Source organism: Paenochrobactrum glaciei (genome assembly GCF_039522165.1).
Classification (GTDB): domain Bacteria; phylum Pseudomonadota; class Alphaproteobacteria; order Rhizobiales; family Rhizobiaceae; genus Paenochrobactrum; species Paenochrobactrum glaciei.
On record NZ_BAAADE010000002.1, the window covers coordinates 322,968 to 346,605 of the forward strand.

The window sequence follows — 23,638 nt, forward strand, 5'->3', positions numbered from 1 at the left end:
ATAAATTTTGTAGAAAGTTTGAGAGCCTCATCTGCACCGTGAGTCTTAAACTATTTAAAGTTTATTTTTTCAGCTGCTTGTAAGGTTTTATGCGGGATGCCATATAAAACTGTCTGCATGAAAAAACAGACATGATTTGCATATAAATCGCACAGGTTTTTTAAGCTCTGGTGCTTATATAGCGAATATTGAACGATTCTCAGCCCGAACCTCGGGTGGTTTTTGTGTTTGTGTCAGGTAAACGTGATATTTGTCTGATAGTGCACTCAAAGCACGCGTTTGGGCTGTATGCATTGAGGGCTGTATGGAAAGCATTATTGGCGATCTGGGAAATTTTATCTCTGCGCACAAAGAATGGGCGGGACCTATCGTCGGGATTATTGCGTTTGGTGAATCACTGGCCATTATTGGTATGTTTTTCCCCGCAACAGCAATCATGCTGTTAATCGGTGGTCTGATTGGCACAGGCGTGATCGATCCTATTCCTGTTATCATCGGTGCAATTATCGGCGCGGTTTTAGGCGATATTATTTCTTATTTTCTCGGCTGGTGGGTTGGTCGCAGCATCATTCATAAATGGCCGTTGAACAAACACCGAAGCGGTGTGGCTCGTGCGCGTTTGCTGTTCCGCCGTTATGGTTTCTGGGCGGTATTTTTAGGTCGCTTCTTTGGTCCGGTGCGCTGCACAGTTCCGCTTGTTGCGGGCATCATGTCGATGGATCAAAAACGTTTTCAGGCAGCTAATATTTTGTCCGCGGTTGTGTGGGCTCCGGCAATGTTTTTGCCGGGCTGGTTGGCTGCTCGCAGCGCCGGTATCTTGTCGCATATGAACGGCAGCTCAATGATCTGGCTGACCGTTATTATTACAGTCGTAACGACTGTATTTTCTGTGTTTGCGGTCAAATATTTCAAGAACCAGCCCCGTAGTGAACGAAAACGCGGTTTGCGCAAAACGACACCTGAAAAGACAGTCTCTGAATAAGAGACGTTGTTTTTTATGGTCAGGTCTTGATTGTGACAGACCGACAATTCATAATATGAACTCCGGCAATTGTGCCGGAGCCCATGGAAAATCAGTCGTACCAACAGCGGCGATAATCGTTTGTTGCTTCTGTTAAGGAAGATAAGTGCGTGAATTTGCTGTATTTTCCTAGAAAACTAAGGTGTGTTACGCTTTATGCCAGACGATAGTTCTGACGAATCTTTACCGCGAAGTAGGCAGGTTGCATTTGATGTTAACCTGCGCATTTCTCTTTTAAAATCGTATTTCCTTGGAAGCGGCCAGGCATTTTTATGGTTGCCGGCTTTGTTGCGTGCGTGGGTTTCACCGCTGCAACGCGCGAATGATGTTGCGCATTTTTCAAGTCAACTGTCTCTCGTGCCGGTGCAAAGCAATCGGTACTCTTTCCCTCGTAACCGTTACGGCAGGATTTAACAGCCATGGAATGGATTGCAGACCCGAACGCATGGCTGGGTCTTACGACCCTTATTTTGCTGGAAATTGTACTTGGTATTGATAACCTGGTGTTTATCGCCATTTTGGCTGATAAATTACCGCCGCATCAGCGCAACCGTGCCCGCCTGCTGGGCTTGTCGCTTGCATTGCTGATGCGCCTTGTGCTGCTTGCTTCGATTTCCTGGATTGTGACGCTGAAACAACCTCTGTTCAGCGCGCTTGGTTTCTCTTTCTCCGGCCGTGATCTTATCATGGCGCTGGGTGGTGCTTTCTTGCTGGCCAAGGGCACGATGGAGCTGCATGAGCGACTTGAAGGCGGAAACAAACATGAAAGTGGGCGCATTGGTCATGCCGTGTTTTGGCAGGTCATTGCGCAAATTGTTGTGCTGGATGCCGTCTTCTCGCTTGATAGTGTGATTACAGCAGTTGGTATGGTCGAGCATCTCTCGGTGATGATCATTGCCGTTATTATCGCCATGGGTGTGATGATGGTTGCATCGCGCCCGCTGATGGATTTCGTTAATCGCCATCCGACAGTGGTTATTCTCTGTCTCGGCTTCTTGCTGATGATTGGTTTCAGCCTAGTGATCGAAGGCTTCGGCTATCATATTCCTAAGGGCTATCTCTATGCAGCGATCGGCTTCTCGGTATTGATTGAAGCTGCCAACCAGATGGCACGTCGCAATCGTGAAAAACTGGTAACCACCAATGATTTGCGTGAGCGTACTGCCGGTGCGGTGTTGCGCTTGCTGGGTGGTGGCCGTGGCGATGATGCTTTGTCGGAAACTGTGGATGTGATTGCTCATCATACGGCGACAAGTAATGTCTTCCGTCCAGAAGAAAAGGAAATGATCCGCGGTGTGCTAGATCTGGGAGAGCGGCCGGTGCGCTCGATCATGTCCCCGCGCAATGAAATTGAATGGCTTGATCTGGATTTGGACGAAACGAAAATCCTTAACCAGATTAAGAAACTCAATCATTCACGCGTGGTTGTAGCCCGTGGTTTGATCGATGAATTTCAGGGCGTGGCACTGGTCAAAGATCTGCTGATTGATGTGAGTGAAAACGGTACAATCAATTGGGAAAAACACATCAAACAGCCTTTAGTGGTGCATGAAAATGCCAATGTTTTGCGGTTGATGGAGCAATTACGTACATCACCGGTTCAGATGGCATTGATCGTGGACGAGCATGGCTCGTTTGAAGGTGTGGCGACACCAGCCGATATTTTGGAAGCCATTGCGGGTGAATTCCCTGATGAGGATGAAGCAACCTCGGTGAGCCGTCTTGAAGATGGCAGTGGCTGGCTGGCTGACGGCTTCAGCGACATTCGCCGTTTAAGCGGTGTTGTTGGTCGTGATCTGGTGGATGAAGATGATCGTTACACCACATTGGCAGGTTATCTGATCTGGCATCTGGGACATCTGCCACAAGGTGGTGAGAAAATCACTGCTGATAATTTGCTGTTTGAAATTGTCAGCATGGACGGACGCCACGTCGGCAAGGTGCGCATCACGCCGGTTGCTTCAGAATACGAATAATCGAAGCCTTTGATTTTCGGCTTTTTTGAAACTCCACTGATTTGAAATCGATAAAATTAGTAGGGTTATTGACAAAAAGCCGGAAAACCATGATGATTAAGACTTTGTTAACCTGCGGAAGATGCTTTTTATAACGGGCAAAAGCCGCAGGCTTATCCTTAATTATTCATGGGTGTTGAGGGGATTCATGCGTCCTTTATCGTTCTTTTTTCATGAAGCTTTGGGCTTGCAGGCATTGCAGAACAGTGCCTTGATGTGCGCAATTGCCCGCCTGAAAGCCAGTGCAGAAGAAATTGAACGACGAAAACAGCGCCGTGAAAATCCAAGTGAAGAACATATGCTTTGGTGCTGGAAGCACCGCGGCATCTGGTGATTATCCCATCACCGCTTCAAATGTTACGCATGATGAGCCATCTGATGGCTCGACGCCATATTGGTAGTCTGCTGAGCGTTTTATATTTTTAAAGCCTGCTTGTCTGAGCAGCAGTTCAAACTCATAAACACCCCACCATCGCAGGCTGAAAAGCTCCAGTTCCGTTTTGACCAGTTCGCCTTTGTGCCAGTGTTCGTAACGTAATTGCGAAACCGTTTTCTGGGCGAAATAATCAATGGCATAAGGCATTTCGGAGAGTACCAACAGATTGTCTCCAACCTGCCAGTGGCGCACACGCGGTTTTTCTTCCTCATCGAGACGCGGATAAATATCGACAATCAGTTTGCCGCCCGGTTTGAGGGAAGAGGCAAAATTCTGCACGGCGCGCTCGATTTCTGCTGTATCAGTCATCAGCTGAAAAGAACCGGCCGGAATGATGAGTGCAGAATATTGGCGTTTTGCCTGATAGCTGTCATAGGCGGCTTTGCTCAAATCCGCTTTAAGATTGCGGGTCTGAAGTGCTTGCTCGCATAAATCCAGCATATCTTGCGACAGATCATAGCCATCGACCTCAATACCGGCCTCCAGCAGCGGAATAAGAATGCGGCCGTTGCCGGTAGCTGGTTCAAGCACGGGGCCGTCAATATTTTTCAGGCAATCACGGTAAAATTCAACATCACCGAATGATTTGCCGATTGGCTTATCGACTTCATAGACCCATGAGGCGAGGCGACCATAAAGATTATTCATATTTTCACTCAGACATTATAATGAGCGGCGATCGGCTCTGAATTTATCTTTGAGACGGTTTAAATCGTCTGCGCTCCAATCTTGCAGATTAAGCACTTCGCGCCAACCATCAATGTAATGTTCACCGGCATAAACATGGCCATAGCCCATTGGCGTTGTGGTTGCCATGGCAAGGTCAAGCGCCAGTTGCAGGAAGGTAACGACCGGATACCATCGGAATTCAGGCGAGACATCCGGCCCGCGCGGATCATCCATCCAAGTCGGTTTGCTATAGAGCGATGAATATTCAAAGAAAACAATCGGATCGCTGGCATATTGCAAATAAACGGTGCGGATTGGCCCCCAAGGTGCGGCTGCATGGTCAAGGGCATCTTTTTGCGCGGTAAAGCGCACATAGGAGCCATCACCTACAACCGGCAGCCATGACGGGCTGTCAGGATTGCGGGCTTCTGTCATCGCGTGCCAGACACGACTTGGAAATGGCGGGCCAGCCAAGAGGGAGCCTTGATAAGGATCACCAATCACTTCAAACAATTCTGCCGAGCGTTCGGAGCTTAAAGCACCAAGGCTCAAACCATAAAGATAGAGTTTAGGGCGCTTGTCTTTAGGCATTTTTGTCCAGTGGCCATAAACTTCACGGAATAAAGCGCGCGCGGTTTTGCTGCCGTAATCGGGTTCAAACAACAGTGACAGCCAGCTGGCCAGATAGGAATATTGGACGGCAACACTGGCGACATCACCATTGAGCAAATATTCTGCCGGATCCATTGCTTCGGCATCGACCCAGCCTGTGCCTGTCGGGGTGACTACCACCAGTGAGGAGCGCTCAAAACCTCCAGCACGGATGAGTTCTTTTAAAGCAAGCTTGGCGCGTGCATCGACGGTGTCTGCGGCATTCAACCCGACATAAACGCGGATGGGTTCAAGGGCTGGTTGATTGCGAAAAGCGCTGATATCTTCCTGACGGGGGCCATTGGCGATATATTCGCGGCCCTGTCGGCCAAGGTCACGCCAGGCAACAAGCGATGCTTTGCTGCCGGTTTTAAGCGGATCAAGTGGTTGTTCGGTATCCGGCTCCATCATTTCATCAAGAGCGCGGAAGGAGGAGTCGGCCATATGCAGGGCGCCGCGGAACAAGATACCTTCACCCGCACTCCAGAAAATGGCGACAGCAATGAGACTGCCAAGCAGATAGGCCATTGGTTTGGGCGCAAAGCGCTGCGCATTGCGTGAGGAAATATGCATCACCCATTTAAACAGGCGCACGATGCCGATCAAAAATGTGAAACTGATTGAGGCGATAATAGCGACATAAAATGGATGCGCGGTTTCCACGGGTTCTAGCTGCATTAAAGCGCGGATCGAATTTTGCCATTCAGCAGTGCGCCACAGAAAAATAATCAGTACGGGTATGCAGAAAGAACTGCCGGTGATTTTTAAAAACCGGCGAATTTTCGGTTGAAAGCGCGGTAATTCCAACCTGATCCAAAGGGCTGTAAAAAATACGCCCAGACCATAACCGGCGGCAAGTGTTACTCCCGATAAGAGACCTTGCATGACATAGGTGCGTGGCAGCAGGCTCGGGGTCAGCGAAGCGGCAAAAAACAGGGTGCCGATCAGCAGCCCGATTGCATTAAACGAGTTCCAGAGCCTTAAGAACCAATGGCGCATCGCACACCCCTTATTGCATAGCGAAAGTTTAACACCACAGCGGGTCATTACGATCATGCAAAAAAACAATAACAGGAGCACTCTGCGCAGCCTGTTAGAGGTTGCTGCTTCTGTTTTTATATCACTTCGCTTGAATTGACATGAAAAAGCAGCACTTGCAATGGGGGCGGCCATAGGGAGAGTGCATTTTAAGGGAGGAGTGGGCGGCGTTGATAAATTTATTGTGTCCGGTCAAGCAAAAGCCCGACCAGACACATATATGCTAAGGATTTAACTTGCCCGCAATTGTTGATGCGGTTGTGCATTATGCAGACCGGCGGCAAGAATGGCGCCTTCCGGCCAATGATGAAAACCGCTGGCCGGATTAATATGGCCAGAAAAACCTAGATCAACAAAACCGGTGCCCCAAACCTGTGACAAAGCTTGGGCTTTGTTAAAGCTCATATATTCGTCATTGCGGCTGGCAACGACGATAGACGGAAAACTGAGTTGTTCACGCGGCAAGGGGGCAAAACTTGCAAAGCGTTCATCTTTTTTAGCCATGGTTTCAGCGTCAGCTGGTGCCACCAGCAGCGCACCTGCCACATGCGCTGCCGCTGGACGGCTGCTTAAATGGCTGACCAGAATGCAGCCTAAACTATGGGCGACCAGCACGGCACCCGGATTTTCAACGAGCTTTGCTTCTAATTTATAAAGCCATTCGGAAAGCACCGGATAATGCCAGTCATCCTGCTCGACAATTTGTGCAGTATCATCATCTTCAAGCCATTGGCGCTGCCAGTGACCTGCTTCAGATCCCTTGAAACCGGGAATAATTAAAGTAGCCGACATGTCTTAACCCTCTGGATGAAAATACACAGCCAAACATAATGGCTGTTGAATTATGATTTCATTTTAAGGGGATTTGACGGGGTGTATAAGAAATAGAAAACTAATAATTGGCAGATTAATTAAATTATATTCTATCGAGCCGCATATTAAAGGTGTTTTGAATATACGGCTCGAAAGAGGGTGATTTAATGGTCGTGTTTTTCAGGCGTTTGCGTTTTGTAATAGCTTTTCGAGAACTGTGACTTCTCAAATACCAGCACGACAATCAGCGACAGCCCGAATGGAATGAGCAGATAAAGCAGGCGGAAGACAATTAAAGCGGCCAGCACATCGGCTGGGTCCATATCCGGCAGGCCGGTCATGAAGACGAGTTCCAAGACGCCTAAGCCACCTGGTGCATGGGAAATAAGTGCGGCAGAAAACGACACCAGAAAAATACCAAGCACAATCAAAAAGCCCGGATTGCCAGCTTCCGGTAGCGCGAAATAGATGATGCCTGCTGCACCGATGAGTTCGACCGGTGCTACAATCAATTGTTGGACGACGACACTTAAACGCGGATATTCGAGGCGGAATTTGCCGATCTGCAGCGGGCGCAATTGCAGCCAGCTGCCAAAAACATAAAGCAGCACAAAAGCAAGCATAATGATGGCAATGCCAATGGCCAGATGTGGCGGCAAATCTTCGCTGAAGCGTTGCAGAATATGAGGTTCCAGCAGCAGGACGATGCTGGATGTCATGATGACACCGAGGATGAAAGTGAAGGAGCAGAAAGCAATCAGAACTGCAATTTCACTGCCCGGCAAACCTTGTGATGAGTAGGCACGATAACGCACTACTGCGCCGGAAATGACCGAAGCGCCGATATTGTGGGAGAGGGCATAAGTGGTGAACGAACAAAGGGCGATGAAGATCCACGAAATTTTGCGATGCAGATGCAAAAGCGCGATACGGTCATAACCGGCAAGCGAACTATAAGCTACAAGCGCAGAAGCCGCTGCCAGAACCCAGTGATGAACGCGGATGGCATAGAGACTGTCGATGACATCATCCAGTGAAATACTGCGCAATTCTTTATAAAGCAGCCATGCAGATACTACGACAGCAATGAGACCGATAACCGGCCATATATAGTCTTTAAATTTCATGCTCTGCTCGCTAACTTCGTATCAACCATATATTTCCCCTCCCGACTTAAACCTGAAATACGGCGGGGCTGAGGTTTAAATCAGCCCCGCCGAATATTGGATCAAGATGCAATAGCAGCCTGATCTTGTTCGGCTTTTTTCTGACGTTTGATCGACCAATCACCAAGAAACAGCAGGATTGGTGCTGCAATGAAGATGGACGAGCTGGTTGCGATAAAGATACCAAACAGCATTGGCAGAGCGAAGTTTTCAACAGCACTGCCGCCCCAGATCGCCATTGGAGCCATTGCGAGGAAAGTGGTCATCGAGGTGTAAATACAGCGTACTAGCACCTGATTAATACTCATATCGATGATTTCACGCAGCGGCTTGGATTTATATAACCGCATATTTTCTCGCATACGGTCATAAACCACCACCTTATCGTTAACTGAGTAACCGATGGAGGTGAGGAGGGCTGCAATCGCTGTAAGGTTGAAGTCAAGCTGCATCAAGGCAAAGAAGCCGACAAGCTTGGTCGTATCAAGCACCAATGTGACAATCGCACCGACGGCGAAGTACCATTCGAAACGCCACCAGATATAAATCAGCATGGCAAAGGCTGCGAGTACAACCGCAATGACACCAGAACGTGCCAGCTCACCGGAAACCTTCGGCCCCACAACTTCGGTGCGTTCGATTTTCACATCCGGATAAAGCGTCTGAACCGCTTCACGCATTTTGGCAACAGCAACGGATTGAGCTTCTTCGCCACCATCCTGACGCTGCATACGGATCAGCACATTGTTCGGACTGCCGGCTGTTTGCAGTGCCACTTCACCTAGTTTCAAATCGGTGAGAGTGGAGCGAAGCTGGCCTAAATCGGCAGGTTGCGAAGTGATGATTTCCGCTTGAATACCGCCCTTGAAATCAATGCCGTAATTCAATCCCGGTGCAATAAAGAGGCCAATGGAGGCAAGCGACAGAACGATAGAAACACCGATGCCAAAGAAACGCGCTTTCATGAACTTGTAATTGGTATTTTCAGGCACCAAAGACAGAATTGGTTCAATATGCAGCACTTTCATTTTGCGGCGGCGAACAACCCACTCCATGATAACGCGAACAATGGTGATCGCGGTGAACATGGAAATAGCGATGCCGAGCATCATAGTGACTGCGAAACCACGTACCGGGCCTGTACCAAAGAGGAACAGCAATACGGTTGCAATCAATGTGGTGACGTTGGCATCCACAATGGTGGAATAGGCAATTTTGAAGCCCTTATCGAGAGCGGCCATCGCTCCCATGCCTTTACGGGTTTCTTCACGAATACGTTCGTTAATCAGAATATTGGCGTCAACGGCGATACCAATACCCAGAATAATACCGGCAATACCCGGTAAAGTCAGCGTTGCACCAAGCAGGCTCAAAGCTGAAAGTGTCAAAATTGTATGTAGAAGCAATGCGACATTCGCAATGAGTCCCCACACGCCATAAAGAGCGATAATGAGAACAGCAACAAGCAGGAAGCCTACAATACCGGTGTAAAGACCCATTTTAATGGCATCGCCACCAAGGTCGGGGCCAACGGTGCGTTCTTCAATCACAGTGAGTGGTGCAGGCAATGCACCGGCACGCAGAAGTGCGGAAAGAACAACGGATTCTTCTACCGAGAAGTTACCGCTGATCTGACCCGAACCGCCGGTGATCGGCTCACGGATAACTGGGGCGCTTAGAACCTTGCCGTCAAGAACGATGGCAAAAGGTCGATTGACGTTTTTGGTGGTGATTTCAGCAAACTGACGGGCACCCAGAGAGTCAAAGCGGAATGAAACGATTGGCTCATTGGTGCGTTGGTCAAAGCCGGCGCGTGCATCAGTCAGGCGTTCGCCGCTCAGTGCCACCTGATCTTCAATCGGATATTGCATGCCGTCTTTGGCATCCGGCAGGATGGAGACACCTGGAGGTGGGGTATCGTTGACCGGTGCATCGGCCACCATATGGAAGGTCATCTTAGCAGTGGAGCCGAGAAGCTGGCGCAGATGTGCCGGATCTTGCAAACCCGGAAGCTGAACCACAATACGATCCGAACCAACACGCTGGATGGAAGGTTCAGCGACACCAACCTGATCCACACGCTGGCGGATGATTTCAAGGCTCTGCTGGAGAGCAGCGTCAAGACGATACTGGAAGCCTGCTTCAGTCATATTGAGGCGGATCTGATTGTCCGACTGAGTGACTTCAATGTCGTTGATCGCAGCGCCAAAACTATTGGAATTGACCTGTGTAATCAATGTGCGCAGGGCAGTGTCAGCTTTTTGGCGGGCATCGGCGTCAGGAATAGCAACAACAACACTATCACCGGCAATGCGGATGGATTGCGGCTGAATACGTTCTGAACGCAGTTTTGAACGCGCATCATCAAGCAATGAACGCAGACGGTCTTTTTTCAAGCCTGCTGCATCAACTTCCAATACGAGATAGGAGCCACCGCGAAGGTCTAGACCGAGTGTGACTTGTTTTTTAGGGAACCAGCTTGGCATCGCATCGAGCTGCTGCTGGGTAAAGAAGTTGGGCAATGCGATGATAAGCCCGACCAGAACGATCAGGCTATAAAAAGCAATGGCCCATTTGGATGTGCGCATAGTTTTTTAATCCGGAAAAGGCAGCCAGTCTGAACGGATCAGAATAGCGGCTAATGGGTGGTTGCAAGCTCTGGTGAATGACATTTGTCAAAAAAACGTATGAGACCTGCCGGAGGGGAAGTGCTGAAAAATTATCGCGTGAAAAAAGGTGGTGCGCGTGCGCCGGTTGAGGCGACGGGCAGAGCGATTAAATTTTCGGCAAAATAGATGATTTGCAGGCCGGTGAAATATTCGGCGGCAAAATCAAAAAGAACTGCACCAAGAAACGGATCAACATTATCAAAGCGCTGCGGTTTGAATTTATGCTGATAAAGTTCGGCAACAGACGAGCGGGATGGCAGATTAGCCGGTGCTGACTGGTGACGTCCGGTTGGTGTTATCCGCAAATCAGTTTGGCTGATTGCATTAAGCTGAATGATTGCTTGGTTTTTTTCATCAGAAGAAGCGTTGAATTGTGCAATCAGAAACAGAGTCAGAAATGAAACCAGAATCGAAAAAAGCACCATGAAATCATGTGCTTGTTTATTCAATCTATGTTTCACATGCTTTGCCAAAAGATGGGGCCTGTGCCGTTTGCGTTACAATTTTTAGCTTTCTAAGTGCTGGAAGAATAACACATAGAAATCTGATTGAGAATCCTCATTAACCAACTGTAACGCTGCTCACAAGGAAAATACGACCATTATCTTAACGCAGGCGTAAAATTACCCTATGCTGGCCGCGGATTTTAAATATAAGCAAATTATGTTTTTCGATTGAAAAGACACGTATTTTGCCAAATGATGCAGTTTAATAATAATGCTGAAACAATGCGCATTGCAGATGATTATAAAAGGGTAGACTGGGTGAGAAAATTGAACCGGTTATTTTTACCAAGAGCTATCATTTTATCAATTATCTGGCTTATGGCGGCTCTGTCCGTTCCGGTGTTGGCGGAAACAATTGCAGATGAAAAACGTCCTATTATCAATGAGCTGAAGCAATCTGTTGCGCAGCTGGAGACTAAGCTTGAGCAAAGCCTCACCAATGATGAGGAGCTGGCGGCGATCAAGCTGAAGCTTGATGATATATCACGCAAGCTCTTGGAAGCTGGTGTTTCTTTCCGTCCGCGCCTGACTGAAATCAACTCGCGTCTGGAACAATTAGGTGCAGCACCGGGGGATGGGCAACCGGCAGAAGCCGATGTTGTGACCGAAGAGCGGGCACGTTTGGCGAATGAAAAAGCGCAAATCAATGCGGTGTTGGGGGAAACAGAAGATGCCTCCCTGCAAGTCAATCGCTTAAGTAATAAAGTGATTACAATCCGCCGTGATCTGTTCAGCAGTACTTTGTCACAGCGTGTACAGATTGACTATTCCATGGGCGCTAATGTCACGACTGCTGCGGGGGATCAGCTGACGGCACTGGGCAAGATCGTCCGCTCATGGTGGCGTTTTGTTGTTTCGTTCAAGCTAAATTCGTTTCTGGCAGCCACTTTCTTTGCGTTTGTAGCCGCAGTTCTTTTAGAATTGGGAGCGCGTTATTTTCTTGGCACAATTTATCAGCGCGATCCCGAGGTCGAAAGCCCTTCTTATTTAAGTCGTCTGTCGGTGGCTTTCTGGTCAACACTCATTCCGTCGGCAGCCGTTGGCGTTTTCTTTGCGACCACTTATTTCTTCCTTGATTATTTTAATGTGCTGCGCAGCGATATTGCGCTGATTTTACGGTCTGTCTTTAGCTCTGCCGGACTTGTGTACTTTATTTACCGTATGGCAAAAGCGATTATTAGCCCTGATATGCCGGCATGGCGCTTGATGCCGATTGCACCGCGCTCAGGGAAAGTGTTGTTGGCGCTGGCTACCACTGCGGCTTTGGTCAATGGTCTCGATTATGTTTTTACAACCGTTAATCAGGTTTTGTCTTCGCCATTGTCACTGACTGTTGCCAAAAGCTTGGTGTCCTCGCTGCTGATTGGTGCATTGATTATCTGGATTGCTCTGCTGAAACCTATTCAGCGTGAAGATGATGGTGAAGTGCATAGCTGGCCGAAGCTTGCGAAAATTCTGCTCTTTGGCTTGGGCGCTATTCCGGTTATCAGTTCGCTCGGCGGCTATATTGGTTTTGCGCGTTTTGCCTCGCAGCAGATCATGGTGAGCGGCGCGTTTTTGATTATGATGTATCTGGGCTTTTTGACAGCCCGTGCCATCATTGAAGAAGGTGCATTTAAATCGACCAAAATCGGTCACGGACTGCAAAACAAGTTTGGTCTTGATGATAGTTCCATGGATCAGGCTGGTTTGATTGTCGGTATTTTGATCAATCTGATGGTGCTGCTTATCGGGTTGCCGCTGATATTGATGCAGTTTGGTTTCCAGTGGAGCGAGTTGAAAGATACTTTCTTCCGCTTGATGACCGGTTTCAGTATCGGTGATTTCTCCATTTCGCTGACGGGTATTCTTACCGGCGTTGTTTTATTTTTAGTGGTTTATTTCTTTACACGCTGGTTCCAGCGCTGGCTCGACACCACAGTGATGGTGCGCGGCCGTGTGGATGTCGGTGTGCGCAACTCCATTCGTACTGTCATCGGTTATATTGGCCTTTGCTTGGCTGGATTGGTTGGTATTTCAGCCGCTGGTTTCAACCTCTCCAATCTGGCACTCATTGCCGGTGGTCTCTCGCTTGGTATCGGTTTTGGTCTGCAAAATATCGTGCAGAACTTTGTTTCCGGTCTGATTTTGCTGGCCGAACGTCCGTTTAAAGTGGGTGACTGGGTGGAAGCAGGGACGGTTAGCGGTACGGTGAAAAAAATCAGTGTACGTGCAACGGAAGTGGAAACTTTCCAGCGCCAATCGATCATTGTGCCGAACTCGACCTTGATTAATGGTAATGTCGGCAACTGGACACATCACAACAAGCTTGGCCGTATCGAGATTAATTTTCAAATTCCGATGATGGATGAACCACGCCGTGTTCATGCAGTATTGTTGGATGTTGTGCGCTCCAATCCATCGGTGTTGAAAAATCCTGCTCCCTATGTTGCATTGACTACAATGACCCACTGGCAGCTTACTTTTGATATGTATGCGTTTTTGGCAGATATTACCGCTACAACCGATATTAAAAACGAATTGCGCTTTGCTGCAATTGAGCGCTTGCATCAGCTTAATAAAGAAATTGAAATGGAAAAGGCCGCCGCTGCTGCTGAAGCCGAAGCTCAGGCAAAAGTCGAGACAGAGGCGGAAGATGAAGCTGTCGTTCAGAAAGATGCGGACGCTTGATCAAGAGATTAAGAGTATAAAACTTTGTTCAGCTAACATTCAGCTTGAGTGTTCTATAGATTTAGCATTACTAGAGTAGACAGGGTGCAGCAAAGGCGGCATCCGATCCAAAAAGGGGCGATGGCAACATCGAGGCAATATGATCAAATTCGGTAAAGTCATTGTGATGACAGTTGCGCTTTCAGGAGCAGGTATTGCTCTGGCCGCGGCTGCAACTGTGACCAACGGTGACGGATCAGCCCAGACCATTGTTGTGACCGAAGGCGCATCCAAGCAAGAGCTGGTGATTGCTCCGGGCGAAACTGTCAGCTTCTGCCCGTCGGGTTGCTTTGTGACAATGCCAAACGGCGACCGTGAAGCGCTGAATGGTGGCGAAGCAGTAACGATCAGTGGTGGTCAGGCAAAGATTAAATAATTTTATAAAACCTGCTTGTTTTGACAGGCACGCATGAATGAAAGCCCGTAAGCTAAAATGCTTGCGGGTTTTTTTGCTTATATTTTGTAAAATCTTTTCAAGCAGAGGCAACCAATGCGGCGTTTTCACGTTGATCCAAGTGTTTAACTTTAAAATGCTACAATGGAGACGTAAACGAATGAAAATCTCACGCTTTGCCCCAATAGCTATTGTTCTCTTTGCATTTACACTCGTTGCATGTGCCAACACGGTTCGTGGTGTGGGGCGTGATGTGAAAGGGACAGCACAAGCGGTAGAGGATACCGTTAAAAATTAATGCTAAAATTTATACTTAACAAACATTTGAAAATGGCAAAAACCGCGCTATCCGAAGATGCACGGCCTTGCCAACAAACGCTTTGGCTCTCACCAAACAATACACCGGTGAGAAATACTATAAGCTCCGGTACGCAATACCTTATCCGGAGCATCGAGGCGGTTTGTTGCCGTCTCGATGATCTTTTTAACAGGACATTCTTACCGGATGGTTATCAGAAGCTTAAGTAAGTCTAAAGATTGCACTTTTTTGACTGTAAAATTGGCTGAAAAAAGCCAGTTTGTTAAAGAGTGGTAAATATCACGCGTCACTTTCGTGAAGATTTGTTCAGTGTGATTCTGCAATGCGCTTAACTGTAGTTTTGCGGCATTCAATAATTCTTTGCGCGGACATTTGTTTGGCCTCTATGCAGAACGTGCCGATTGCGATAGGTCACAATCATGACATGCGCGATAATGTTTCAAGGTACTGGCTCTGATGTTGGCAAAACGGTTCTTGTGGCCGGTCTTTGTCGTGTGATGCGCAATCGCGGGCTTAAAGTGCGCCCGTTCAAGCCGCAAAATATGTCCAATAATGCAGCCGTTACCGATGATGGCGGCGAAATAGGCCGCGGACAATGGTTGCAGGCATTAGCCTGTGGTGTGCCGACCAGCGTTCACATGAACCCTGTATTATTAAAGCCGCAATCTGAAACCGGCAGCCAGATCATTGTGCAGGGTAAAGTGCGCGGGCAAGCCAAGGGGCGCGACTATCAGCGTTTGAAGCCGCAATTTATGAATGCCGTGATGGAGTCATGGCAGCATATTTGTGATGGCGCTGATATAGTGCTGGTGGAAGGTGCGGGCTCTCCGGCTGAGATTAATTTACGCAAAAACGATATTGCCAATATGGGCTTTGCCACCAAGGCGGGGGTGCCGGTTGTGCTGGTGGGGGATATTGACCGCGGCGGTGTGATTGCTTCGCTGGTGGGCACGCATACGATTTTGCCCGAGCAAGACCGCGCGATGATTGTTGGTTTTCTGATCAATAAGTTTCGTGGTGACGTGACGCTTTTTGATAATGGCTTGCGCTCCATCACCGAATTTACCGGCTGGCCGTCTTTTGGTGTGGTGCCATGGTTGAAAGCAGTGGCGCGTTTGCCTGCCGAAGACTCAGTCGTGTTGGAACGTATGGTAGGCGTTCAAACGAAAGCGTTGAAAGTTGCTGTGCCGATGCTGGATCGAATCGCCAATTTTGATGATCTTGATCCTTTAAAAGCCGAGCCGGATGTTGAAGTGGTGATGGTGCGGGCAGGTGAGGCAATACCTGCTGATGCAGGGCTGATTATTTTGCCCGGCACTAAATCGACTATTGGTGATTTAAAACGTTTGCGTGAAAATGGCTGGGACACTCAAATTCATGCTCATGTAAAGCGTGGCGGCCATGTCATTGGCATTTGCGGCGGCTATCAAATGCTGGGGCAAAAAATCAGTGATCCGAAGCATATTGATGGCGATACGGCTGACGCTGACGGTTTAGGCCTTTTGCAGATGGAAACTGTCATGAAGGCCGAAAAAACACTTGGTCAGGTGCAGGGCACAGCTGTGGCCTATGATGTGCCGGTTGATGGTTATGAAATTCACTGCGGTGTGAGCCACGGGCCGGATTGTGCGCGTCCTTTCGCATTGATTGACGGGCGGTCGGATGGCGCGGTTTCTACTGATGGTCGCATTTTTGGCACTTATTTACACGGGCTTTTTGCGTCCGATAGTTTCAGGGCAAAATTACTGGCAGAGCTTGGCGTGCATGGTGCTGGTTTTAATTATCGGGCCAGCGTTGACGATGCACTGAACGAGCTTGCTGATAATCTTGAGCAATATCTCGATGTGGATGCCTTGTTGCAGTTAAGTTTGCCGGTCAAAATTTAAACCTTCATCCACAATCAGCGAAGCCTCAAGTCGATTGACGATCACAATCGCACAGCATAATGTCAGGCCATTGCATCAGGTTTTCATCATGTTGGATTGATGGACGAAGAGGGAATGCGTGAAATGCTTGTAATAAGCATTTTGATAGCAGCCGACCCCGCGACTGTAGAGCGGTGAGGGATGTTGCCAAGCTGGTTTTTTAATGAAACCAGCAGCCACTGGGAAACCGGGAAGGCGGCTTCATCTTCACGACCCGCGAGCCAGGAGACCTGCCTGTTTGCAAAGGGCATATTGCCTGCACCTAAGGGGAGGTTTTCCCTGCTGCCTGCACGGAGGTTGTCATGGCTGCACACACAAATAATAGCGCATCGGATGTGCTTTCCACACCGCTTGCTGCCCGTTTGGGTACGGCACTTGTTGCGTTAATGCTTGGCGTTTTTTTGATCTATGGTGTTGGTTTGGCGCATTCAGACATGCTGCATGATTCTGCACATGATATGCGCCATTCTTATGGGTTCCCTTGTCACTAAGTTACCGCTCGGAATTTTGAGGGGTTCATTCATTTTGGATGATGAAGTGATGCTCACGCATGCGTGAGTTTATTTCTCTATGGGGGAATTATGTATATTCGTTATTTATTGGCGGTTTTAGCAGCTGGTCTGATTGCAGGGCTGCTGATGACGCCTGCTATGTATATCAAGACAGTGCCACTGATTTTGCAGGCCGAAATCTATGAAGACGCCTCCGGTGGTCATGATCATGGCGAGACATCAGAAGCGGCAGCACCACATAGCCATGGTGATGCTGCTGAGGATGAAGAAGAAGGCGCTGAACTGCCTTTCGGACGCCTTGGCAATACAATTTTGGCCAATTTAGTTGCTTGTGGCGGCTTTGCGCTGGCCTTGGGCGGCACGGCTTTATTGTTGGGACGTCGCGTGACCAAGCAAAACGGCATTTATTGGGGACTTGCCGGTTTCTTTGCGGTGTCATTTCTGCCGTCTCTCGGGCTTTCACCGGAATTGCCAGCCATGCCGGCAGCCGATCTGGCAGAGCGTCAGCTTTGGTGGGTTGTGACTGTTATTTTATCGGCAATTGGTATTTATCTTCTCGTGTTGCGCGCTGAAATCTGGGCGAAGATTTTAGGTCTTGTCGCCATTGTTGCACCGCATCTTTATGGTGCGCCACATCCGGAAGATATTTCTTCACCGATCCCGTCGCTGCTTGCGTCGCAATATGCAGTGGCAACCACAGCCACGAATTTGTTTATGTGGGTGGTGATTGGTTTGACGCTTGGCTGGCTGGTGCAAACCTACGCATCCGCAGAAATCGAGGCTTGATAAGCATGCCGTCGGGAAAAATTACGCTTGTTCTCGGCGGCGCTCGCTCGGGAAAATCAAAATACGCTGAAAACTGTGCGGAAAGCTCTGGCCTGGAGCTATTTTATATCGCTACAGGGCGTGCTTATGATGATGAAATGCGCTCGCGTATCAGTATTCATCAAGACAGACGTGGCCTGAACTGGACAACGGTTGAAGAACCGCTTGATCTGGCGGGATCATTGTTGAAAACGGCTGCGCAAAATCGTTTCGTGCTGGTTGATTGTTTAACGCTCTGGGTCACCAATCTGATGATGGCAGAGCGCGACATTGACGCTGAAACGACGCGGCTTTTAGAGGTTTTTCCCAAACTGTCCGGTGAGATATTTTTTGTCTCTAATGAAGTGGGATTGGGCATTGTGCCTGACAACCGGATGGCACGGGAATTTAGAGATTATGCGGGTTTTTTACATCAGCGCGTGGCTGAAAAAGCTCAGGAAGTTTACTTTATGGCGGCAGGATTGTCGTTGAAAATGAAGGGATAGAATATGCAGGGTCAAAAGATTCCGGCCACCGTGATTACCGGCTTTTTAGGATCGGGTAAAACCACCATGATCCGTAATTTGCTTGAAAATGCGAATGGCAAGCGCATTGCCTTGATCATCAATGAATTTGGCGATCTGGGCGTTGACGGTGGCATCTTAAAAGGTTGCGGCATTGAAAATTGTGAAGAAGATGATGTTATTGAGCTGAACAATGGTTGCATTTGCTGCACCGTTGCTGATGATTTTATCCCGACCATGACCAAGCTTTTGGAACGCGCTGATCGTCCTGATCATATTGTGATCGAAACTTCCGGTCTGGCACTGCCGCAGCCGCTTGTTGCTGCATTCAACTGGCCGGAAATTAAAACGCAAGTGACCGTTGATGGCGTGGTGACCGTGATTGACGCGGCAGCTGTTGCCGAAGGCCGCTTTGCGGATGATCATGATAAAATTGATGCGCAGCGTCAGGCCGATGAATCGCTTGACCATGAAAGCCCGCTGGAAGAACTCTTTGAAGACCAGATCCATGCCGCTGATCTGATCGTGCTCAATAAAGCCGATCTGCTTGATGAGGCAGCGCTTGAAACTGTGCGCAAAGATGTTTCGGAACGCTCATCCCGCCAGACTAATATGGTGCCAGCAAGTTTTGGTAAAATTGGTGCGGACATTCTGCTTGGTCTGGGTGTCGGTTCGGAAGATGACATTGCCAACCGCAAGTCACATCATGAAATGCACCACGAAAGCGGTGACGATCACACCCATAGTCATGACGAGTTTGAAAGCTTTGTGGTGGAAGCCGGTGATGTAAACGACCCAAAAGCATTTGCAGAAAACCTGAAGAAAATCATTGGCGAACATGACATTTTACGTTTGAAAGGTTTTGCCAATGTGCCGGGCAAGCCGATGCGTCTGGTTGTGCAGGCCGTCGGTTCGCGTATCGAGCATTATTTTGATCGTCCATGGGCAGACGGTGAAGCCCGCTCTACCAAGCTGGTGGTAATCGGCGTGCATGATATTGATGAAGCAGCGATTGCTAAATCCGTTCAGGAAGCAGCGTAATCCATGCATCTCCTGCTTGCCCAGAAAGGGACGATTGCCGACGGCAGCGAAGCCATCGATTTAGGTCAAAGCCCTGCCGATATTTTGTTTCTTTCTGCGGCTGATACAGAGCTCGCAAGTCTGGCCTCGGCGCATCGCTCAATCAGTGATGCGCCGACACTCCGGCTTGTGAATATGATGTCGCTGTCACATCCAATGTCGGTAGACACTTATGTGGAACGCACAGCGCGTTTTGCAAAGCTGATCGTCGTGCGGGTGATTGGTGGTGAAAGCTACTGGCCATATGGCTTGGAAGCGCTGCATGCCTGCGCGGTCAATCACGGCATTATGCTGGCGGTTTTGCCCGGTGATGATAAGCCTGATGCAAGCCTGAAACGCTATTCAACGGTTAACCCGCATGATCTGGATACGCTGTGGCATTATCTGATTGAAGGTGGCGCCCAAAATGCACGTGGCTTTCTGGAATGTTGTACATCATTAATTGATGGTCGTGAACGGCCGGTGGAAGCCGCACCTTTATTAAAAGCCGGTCTTTGGTGGCCGGAAGATGGCATTGCCACAGTTGCAGAATTGCGCGAGCTAAGAGCCAATAAAAACGCGCCGGTGGTGGCGATTTGTTTTTATAGGGCACTTGTTCAAAGCGGCCAGACCAAGCCGATTGAAGCGCTGATTGAGGCGCTAAAGGCGCGTGGGCTGAACGTCTTGCCTGTCTATATCAGCAGCTTGAAAGATGCGGTTTCGGTGGCCGTTCTGGAGCGAATTTTTGATGAAGACAATCCGTCACTTGTTTTAAACGCTACTGGTTTTGCGGTTTCTGTTCCCGGCTCAGAACGCCAGCCGACAGTGCTGGAAAAAAATGGCGCGATGGTGCTGCAAGTGATCTTGTCCGGTTCCAGTTTAGAAATGTGGGAAGGTTCGCCGCAGGGGCTTTCCTCGCGTGATCTTGCAATGAATGTTGCGCTGCCGGAAGTGGACGGGCGCGTATTGACCCGCGCCGTTTCATTTAAGTCAGCCAAAAATTATGATGCGGTGGTGCAAGCTAATATTGTCACCCATGAGCCGGTACAAGACCGTGTGGATTTTGTAGCGGATTTAGCCAAAGCATGGGTGCGCTTGAAAGAAAAGCAAGCGTCTGAACGGCGCGTTGCATTAATCCTTGCTAATTATCCAAACAGGGACGGGCGGCTTGGCAATGGTGTCGGGCTTGATACACCTGCGGGTACGGTGGAAGTCTTACGCGCCATGCAGGCGCAAAATTATCCGGTGGCTGATTTGCCGGTCGATGGCGACCAGTTGATCGGTGATTTGATGGCTGGCCCCACCAATGCAGCACTTGACGGACGTGTGGTACGCAACACGCTTTCTTTGAATCAATACAATGCCTTCTTTGCTAAACTTCCCAATCAGATTCAGGCAGAGGTGCTTGCTCGCTGGGGTGAGCCGCAAGCGGATCCGTTTTTTATGAACGAGCCTCAAAGCTTTGCTTTATCGCTGATGCAATATGGCGAAACGCTGGTGGGGATACAGCCTGCACGCGGCTATAATATCGACCCGAAAGAAAGCTATCACTCGCCGGATTTAGTGCCGCCGCATGGCTATCTGGCGTTCTATGCTTATCTGCGTGACGTGGCCAAAGTGGATGCGATTGCCCATATGGGCAAGCATGGCAATATGGAATGGTTGCCCGGTAAAGCATTGGCTTTATCGGAAAACTGTTATCCGGAAGCTGTCTTTGGCGCGACCCCGCATCTCTATCCTTTTATCGTCAATGATCCGGGCGAAGGCACACAAGCCAAAAGACGCAGCAGTGCCGTTATCATCGACCATCTGACGCCGCCTTTAACACGCGCTGAAAGCTATGGCCCGTTAAAAGATCTGGAAGCTTTGGTGGATGAATATTATGAGGCATCGGGACTTGATCCGCGCCGCCTCATTCGCCTCAAAGGCCAGATTTTGGATTTGGTGCGCGATATTGGTCTTGATCAGGATGCCGGTATTCACGCCCATGATGATGAAGATCTGGCACTGCAAAAGCTTGATGCTTATTTGTGCGATCTCAAAGAAATGCAAATTCGTGACGGCTTGCATATTTTCGGCCTCGCACCGGAAGGGCGATTGCTGACCGATCTGTTAGTGGCGCTTGCCCGTGTGCCGCGCGGCATTGCCGTGTCGCTTGGTGGTGCTATTGGTGATCAAAGTTTGCAGCGGGCAATTGCCAAAGATGCGCAATTGCTTGAGGGGTTTGATCCGCTGGATTGCGCAATGGCTGAGCCGTGGACGGGCGAAAAGCCTGCGCTTTTGCAGGCGATCAGCAATGATCTCTGGCGCAATAATGGTGATACGGTTGAACGTATTGAGCTGTTTGCTGCGCAACTTGTGAGCGGCGAAGCTGACTGCCCAGTTGACTGGTCGGAAACGCAAGCGGTTCTGAGCGTGATTAATGATCATTTGCGCCAGCGTGTAGAAGCCTGCGGACAAGCCGAAATGAGCGGCTTTATGGCAGCGCTTGACGGACGCTTTGTTAATCCGGGGCCGTCAGGCGCGCCAACGCGCGGTCGCCCAGATGTGCTGCCAACAGGGCGCAACTTCTTTTCCGTGGATAGCCGTGCCGTGCCCACACCAGCCGCATGGGAGTTGGGAAGGAAATCGGCTGAACTCTTAATTACTCGCTACACGCAGGATAATGGCGATTGGCCGCGTTCTTTCGGGCTGACCGCATGGGGCACATCCAATATGCGCACCGGCGGTGATGATATTGCGCAAGCCTTGGCTTTGATCGGCGTGAAGCCAGTTTGGGACATGGCCTCCCGCCGCGTCACCGGTTATGAAATTATCCCGATGGCAAAGCTTGGGCGTCCGCGTGTCGATGTGACATTGCGTATTTCCGGTTTCTTCCGCGATGCTTTTCCTGAGCAGATTGCACTTTTTGACAAAGCAATCCGTGCGGTCGGCAAGTTGGATGAAAGCGAAGGCGATAATCCCGTTGCCGCGCGTATGCGTGAAGAAGCCAATGCTTTGATGGCAAAAGGCGAGAGCGAGCAAGAGGCGTTCAAAAAAGCCGGATATCGTATTTTTGGCTCGAAACCGGGGGCCTATGGTGCGGGCTTACAAGCCCTGATGGACGAAAACGGCTGGGAAGCGCGTGGCGATCTGGCTGAGGCCTGGCTTGTCTGGGGCGGCTATGCTTATGGTGCGGGTGAAGAAGGCGATGCGCAGCGCGGCCTTTTAGAAACGCGCCTCAAAGCAATTGATGCGGTTGTGCAAAATCAGGACAATCGTGAGCATGACCTGCTTGATTCTGATGATTATTATCAGTTTGAAGGCGGTATGGCTGCGACAGTCGAGCATTTGTCCGGCAAGGCTCCTGATGTCTATCATAATGACCATTCCCGCCCTGAGCGTCCGGTCATCCGCACTTTGCAGGAAGAGCTTTCGCGGGTTGTGCGTGGTCGTGCGGTTAATCCGAAATGGATCGCTGGTGTGATGCGTCACGGCTATAAAGGTGCGGTCGAAATTGCAGCAACGGTTGATTATTTATTCGCTTTTGCTGCCACAACAGGAGCTGTCTCAAACCATCATTTTGAGGCAGTCTATCAAGCCTATATGGTTGATCCGAAAGTGCGTGATTTTATTGCGGATAAGAATCCGGCAGCATTACGGGAAATTGCGCAGAAACTAGAAGAGGCCATTAAACGACAGTTCTGGACACCGCGTTCGAATTCAGCGCGGTTTGAACTGGAAATGATGGCTCAGAATTTGATTCCGGAAGGCGAGGCAAATGACTGAAAAGACTGATAAAACAATCGGGATGAGTGAAGAAGAGCTGAACGCGCGTCACGCCGAAAAGATGAAAAAAATCAAAGCGGCACGCGATAAAATGCAAGCCACCAAAACCGATGAAAAAGGTTTGGTGATTGTCAATACCGGTAAAGGTAAAGGCAAATCCACCGCTGGTTTCGGTATGGTTTTCCGCGCCCTTGGCCACGGCATGAAAATTGGTGTGGTGCAGTTTGTTAAAGGCTCATGGGACACCGGCGAGCGCTGGGTGCTGGAAAAATTCCCTGATCAAGTGACGATCTCGGCATTGGGCGAAGGCTTTACATGGGAAACGCAGGACCGCGCCCGTGATATCCAGATGGCTAAAGATGCATGGGAACAGGCAAAAGCCATGATCCTCGATGACAGCTATGACATGGTGCTTTGTGACGAGCTGAACATTGTGCTGCGCTATGATTATCTGCCAGTGAGCGAAGTGATCGACGTGCTGAAAGCCAAGGCACCGATGAAACATGTGATCATCACCGGACGCAATGCCAAGGATGAGCTCATTGAAGTGGCTGATCTGGTCACGGAAATGGAAATGATCAAACATCCGTTCCGCTCTGGTGTGAAAGCACAAAAAGGCATTGAATTTTAAGACTGGATG

The 23,638-nt window shown here is 49.3% G+C and carries 18 protein-coding genes, 1 pseudogene and 1 riboswitch; of the genes and pseudogenes, 13 read left to right on the forward strand and 6 right to left on the reverse strand.

Annotation, left to right across the window (positions count from 1 at the left end; genetic code table 11):
• Positions 1–304: 304 nt before the first annotated feature.
• From ABDZ76_RS07875 to ABDZ76_RS07885, 3 genes are all read left to right on the forward strand, one after another.
• On the forward strand, positions 305–982 hold the full coding sequence (locus ABDZ76_RS07875; protein ID WP_343804042.1) for a DedA family protein: 678 nt from the start codon (positions 305–307) through the stop codon (positions 980–982).
• Between the two features lie 458 nt (positions 983–1,440).
• Entirely contained in the window at positions 1,441–2,997 is a 1,557-nt protein-coding gene (locus ABDZ76_RS07880) for a TerC family protein (protein ID WP_343804045.1), read from the forward strand.
• Positions 2,998–3,184: 187 nt separating this feature from the next.
• Positions 3,185–3,370 carry a hypothetical protein gene (locus tag ABDZ76_RS07885; protein ID WP_343804048.1) on the forward strand — a complete coding sequence of 62 codons (186 nt, stop codon included), beginning with the start codon at positions 3,185–3,187 and terminating at the stop codon, positions 3,368–3,370.
• On the opposite strand, the gene ABDZ76_RS07890 is transcribed toward ABDZ76_RS07885, so the two are convergent.
• From ABDZ76_RS07890 to ABDZ76_RS07915, 6 genes are all read right to left on the reverse strand, one after another.
• Complete coding sequence (locus ABDZ76_RS07890; protein WP_343804051.1) at positions 3,371–4,120, reverse strand: class I SAM-dependent methyltransferase; 750 nt, start codon at positions 4,118–4,120, stop codon at positions 3,371–3,373.
• A 15-nt stretch (positions 4,121–4,135) separates the two neighbouring features.
• A complete protein-coding gene (locus tag ABDZ76_RS07895) occupies positions 4,136–5,791 on the reverse strand; it encodes an alpha/beta hydrolase (RefSeq protein WP_343804054.1) in 1,656 nt (551 codons plus the stop codon).
• 270 nt (positions 5,792–6,061) lie between these two features.
• Positions 6,062–6,622 (reverse strand): alpha/beta hydrolase, encoded by a 561-nt coding sequence (locus tag ABDZ76_RS07900; RefSeq protein WP_343804057.1) that lies wholly within the window; start codon positions 6,620–6,622, stop codon positions 6,062–6,064.
• A 185-nt stretch (positions 6,623–6,807) separates the two neighbouring features.
• Entirely contained in the window at positions 6,808–7,770 is a 963-nt protein-coding gene (locus ABDZ76_RS07905; RefSeq protein ID WP_343804060.1) for a lysylphosphatidylglycerol synthase domain-containing protein, read from the reverse strand.
• A 101-nt stretch (positions 7,771–7,871) separates the two neighbouring features.
• Positions 7,872–10,397 carry a protein translocase subunit SecD gene (secD, locus tag ABDZ76_RS07910; protein WP_343804063.1) on the reverse strand — a complete coding sequence of 842 codons (2,526 nt, stop codon included), beginning with the start codon at positions 10,395–10,397 and terminating at the stop codon, positions 7,872–7,874.
• Between the two features lie 131 nt (positions 10,398–10,528).
• Complete coding sequence (locus ABDZ76_RS07915) at positions 10,529–10,903, reverse strand: hypothetical protein (protein WP_343804066.1); 375 nt, start codon at positions 10,901–10,903, stop codon at positions 10,529–10,531.
• A 408-nt stretch (positions 10,904–11,311) separates the two neighbouring features.
• Between ABDZ76_RS07915 and ABDZ76_RS07920 the strand changes: the two are divergent.
• The 10 genes and pseudogenes from ABDZ76_RS07920 to cobO all read left to right on the forward strand — a co-directional run.
• Positions 11,312–13,654 (forward strand): annotated as a pseudogene (locus ABDZ76_RS07920) (mechanosensitive ion channel domain-containing protein); the annotation flags it as partial.
• Between the two features lie 139 nt (positions 13,655–13,793).
• A complete protein-coding gene (locus tag ABDZ76_RS07925; protein WP_343804069.1) occupies positions 13,794–14,069 on the forward strand; it encodes a hypothetical protein in 276 nt (91 codons plus the stop codon).
• A gap of 37 nt (positions 14,070–14,106) precedes the next feature.
• The gene (locus ABDZ76_RS07930; RefSeq protein WP_343804072.1) at positions 14,107–14,385 is read left to right on the forward strand and encodes a hypothetical protein; all 279 of its coding nucleotides are present in this window, start codon (positions 14,107–14,109) and stop codon (positions 14,383–14,385) included.
• 440 nt (positions 14,386–14,825) lie between these two features.
• Positions 14,826–16,292 carry a cobyric acid synthase gene (locus tag ABDZ76_RS07935; RefSeq protein ID WP_343804075.1) on the forward strand — a complete coding sequence of 489 codons (1,467 nt, stop codon included), beginning with the start codon at positions 14,826–14,828 and terminating at the stop codon, positions 16,290–16,292.
• A gap of 60 nt (positions 16,293–16,352) precedes the next feature.
• Positions 16,353–16,584, forward strand: a riboswitch (cobalamin riboswitch).
• Positions 16,585–16,633: 49 nt separating this feature from the next.
• Positions 16,634–16,822 (forward strand): CbtB domain-containing protein, encoded by a 189-nt coding sequence (locus ABDZ76_RS07940; protein ID WP_343804078.1) that lies wholly within the window; start codon positions 16,634–16,636, stop codon positions 16,820–16,822.
• A gap of 90 nt (positions 16,823–16,912) precedes the next feature.
• Entirely contained in the window at positions 16,913–17,629 is a 717-nt protein-coding gene (locus tag ABDZ76_RS07945; RefSeq protein ID WP_343804081.1) for a CbtA family protein, read from the forward strand.
• A gap of 5 nt (positions 17,630–17,634) precedes the next feature.
• Positions 17,635–18,153 carry a bifunctional adenosylcobinamide kinase/adenosylcobinamide-phosphate guanylyltransferase gene (gene cobU / locus ABDZ76_RS07950; RefSeq protein ID WP_343804084.1) on the forward strand — a complete coding sequence of 173 codons (519 nt, stop codon included), beginning with the start codon at positions 17,635–17,637 and terminating at the stop codon, positions 18,151–18,153.
• 3 nt (positions 18,154–18,156) lie between these two features.
• Positions 18,157–19,212: a cobalamin biosynthesis protein CobW gene (gene cobW, locus ABDZ76_RS07955; protein ID WP_343804087.1), complete on the forward strand. Its 1,056-nt coding sequence runs from the start codon at positions 18,157–18,159 to the stop codon at positions 19,210–19,212.
• 3 nt (positions 19,213–19,215) lie between these two features.
• The gene (cobN, locus tag ABDZ76_RS07960) at positions 19,216–22,998 is read left to right on the forward strand and encodes a cobaltochelatase subunit CobN (protein ID WP_343804090.1); all 3,783 of its coding nucleotides are present in this window, start codon (positions 19,216–19,218) and stop codon (positions 22,996–22,998) included.
• The gene (cobO, locus tag ABDZ76_RS07965; RefSeq protein ID WP_343804093.1) at positions 22,991–23,629 is read left to right on the forward strand and encodes a cob(I)yrinic acid a,c-diamide adenosyltransferase; all 639 of its coding nucleotides are present in this window, start codon (positions 22,991–22,993) and stop codon (positions 23,627–23,629) included. Before cobN ends, cobO begins: the two co-directional genes overlap by 8 nt.
• Positions 23,630–23,638 lie beyond the last annotated feature (9 nt).

Bases quoted from the DNA above. Each gene is read 5' to 3' on its own strand.
- ABDZ76_RS07915 (WP_343804066.1), bottom strand. From the start codon at position 10,903: ATGGTGCTTTTTTCGATTCTGGTTTCATTTCTGACTCTGTTTCTGATT.
- ABDZ76_RS07930 (WP_343804072.1), top strand. From the start codon at position 14,107: ATGAAAGCCCGTAAGCTAAAATGCTTGCGGGTTTTTTTGCTTATATTT.
- secD (WP_343804063.1), bottom strand. From the start codon at position 10,397: ATGCGCACATCCAAATGGGCCATTGCTTTTTATAGCCTGATCGTTCTG.
- ABDZ76_RS07895 (WP_343804054.1), bottom strand. From the start codon at position 5,791: ATGCGCCATTGGTTCTTAAGGCTCTGGAACTCGTTTAATGCAATCGGG.
- ABDZ76_RS07945 (WP_343804081.1), top strand. From the start codon at position 16,913: ATGTATATTCGTTATTTATTGGCGGTTTTAGCAGCTGGTCTGATTGCA.
- ABDZ76_RS07885 (WP_343804048.1), top strand. From the start codon at position 3,185: ATGCGTCCTTTATCGTTCTTTTTTCATGAAGCTTTGGGCTTGCAGGCA.
- ABDZ76_RS07880 (WP_343804045.1), top strand. From the start codon at position 1,441: ATGGAATGGATTGCAGACCCGAACGCATGGCTGGGTCTTACGACCCTT.
- ABDZ76_RS07890 (WP_343804051.1), bottom strand. From the start codon at position 4,120: ATGAATAATCTTTATGGTCGCCTCGCCTCATGGGTCTATGAAGTCGAT.
- ABDZ76_RS07940 (WP_343804078.1), top strand. From the start codon at position 16,634: ATGGCTGCACACACAAATAATAGCGCATCGGATGTGCTTTCCACACCG.
- cobU (WP_343804084.1), top strand. From the start codon at position 17,635: ATGCCGTCGGGAAAAATTACGCTTGTTCTCGGCGGCGCTCGCTCGGGA.
- ABDZ76_RS07900 (WP_343804057.1), bottom strand. From the start codon at position 6,622: ATGTCGGCTACTTTAATTATTCCCGGTTTCAAGGGATCTGAAGCAGGT.
- cobW (WP_343804087.1), top strand. From the start codon at position 18,157: ATGCAGGGTCAAAAGATTCCGGCCACCGTGATTACCGGCTTTTTAGGA.
- cobO (WP_343804093.1), top strand. From the start codon at position 22,991: ATGACTGAAAAGACTGATAAAACAATCGGGATGAGTGAAGAAGAGCTG.
- cobN (WP_343804090.1), top strand. From the start codon at position 19,216: ATGCATCTCCTGCTTGCCCAGAAAGGGACGATTGCCGACGGCAGCGAA.
- ABDZ76_RS07935 (WP_343804075.1), top strand. From the start codon at position 14,826: ATGACATGCGCGATAATGTTTCAAGGTACTGGCTCTGATGTTGGCAAA.
- ABDZ76_RS07925 (WP_343804069.1), top strand. From the start codon at position 13,794: ATGATCAAATTCGGTAAAGTCATTGTGATGACAGTTGCGCTTTCAGGA.
- ABDZ76_RS07905 (WP_343804060.1), bottom strand. From the start codon at position 7,770: ATGAAATTTAAAGACTATATATGGCCGGTTATCGGTCTCATTGCTGTC.
- ABDZ76_RS07875 (WP_343804042.1), top strand. From the start codon at position 305: ATGGAAAGCATTATTGGCGATCTGGGAAATTTTATCTCTGCGCACAAA.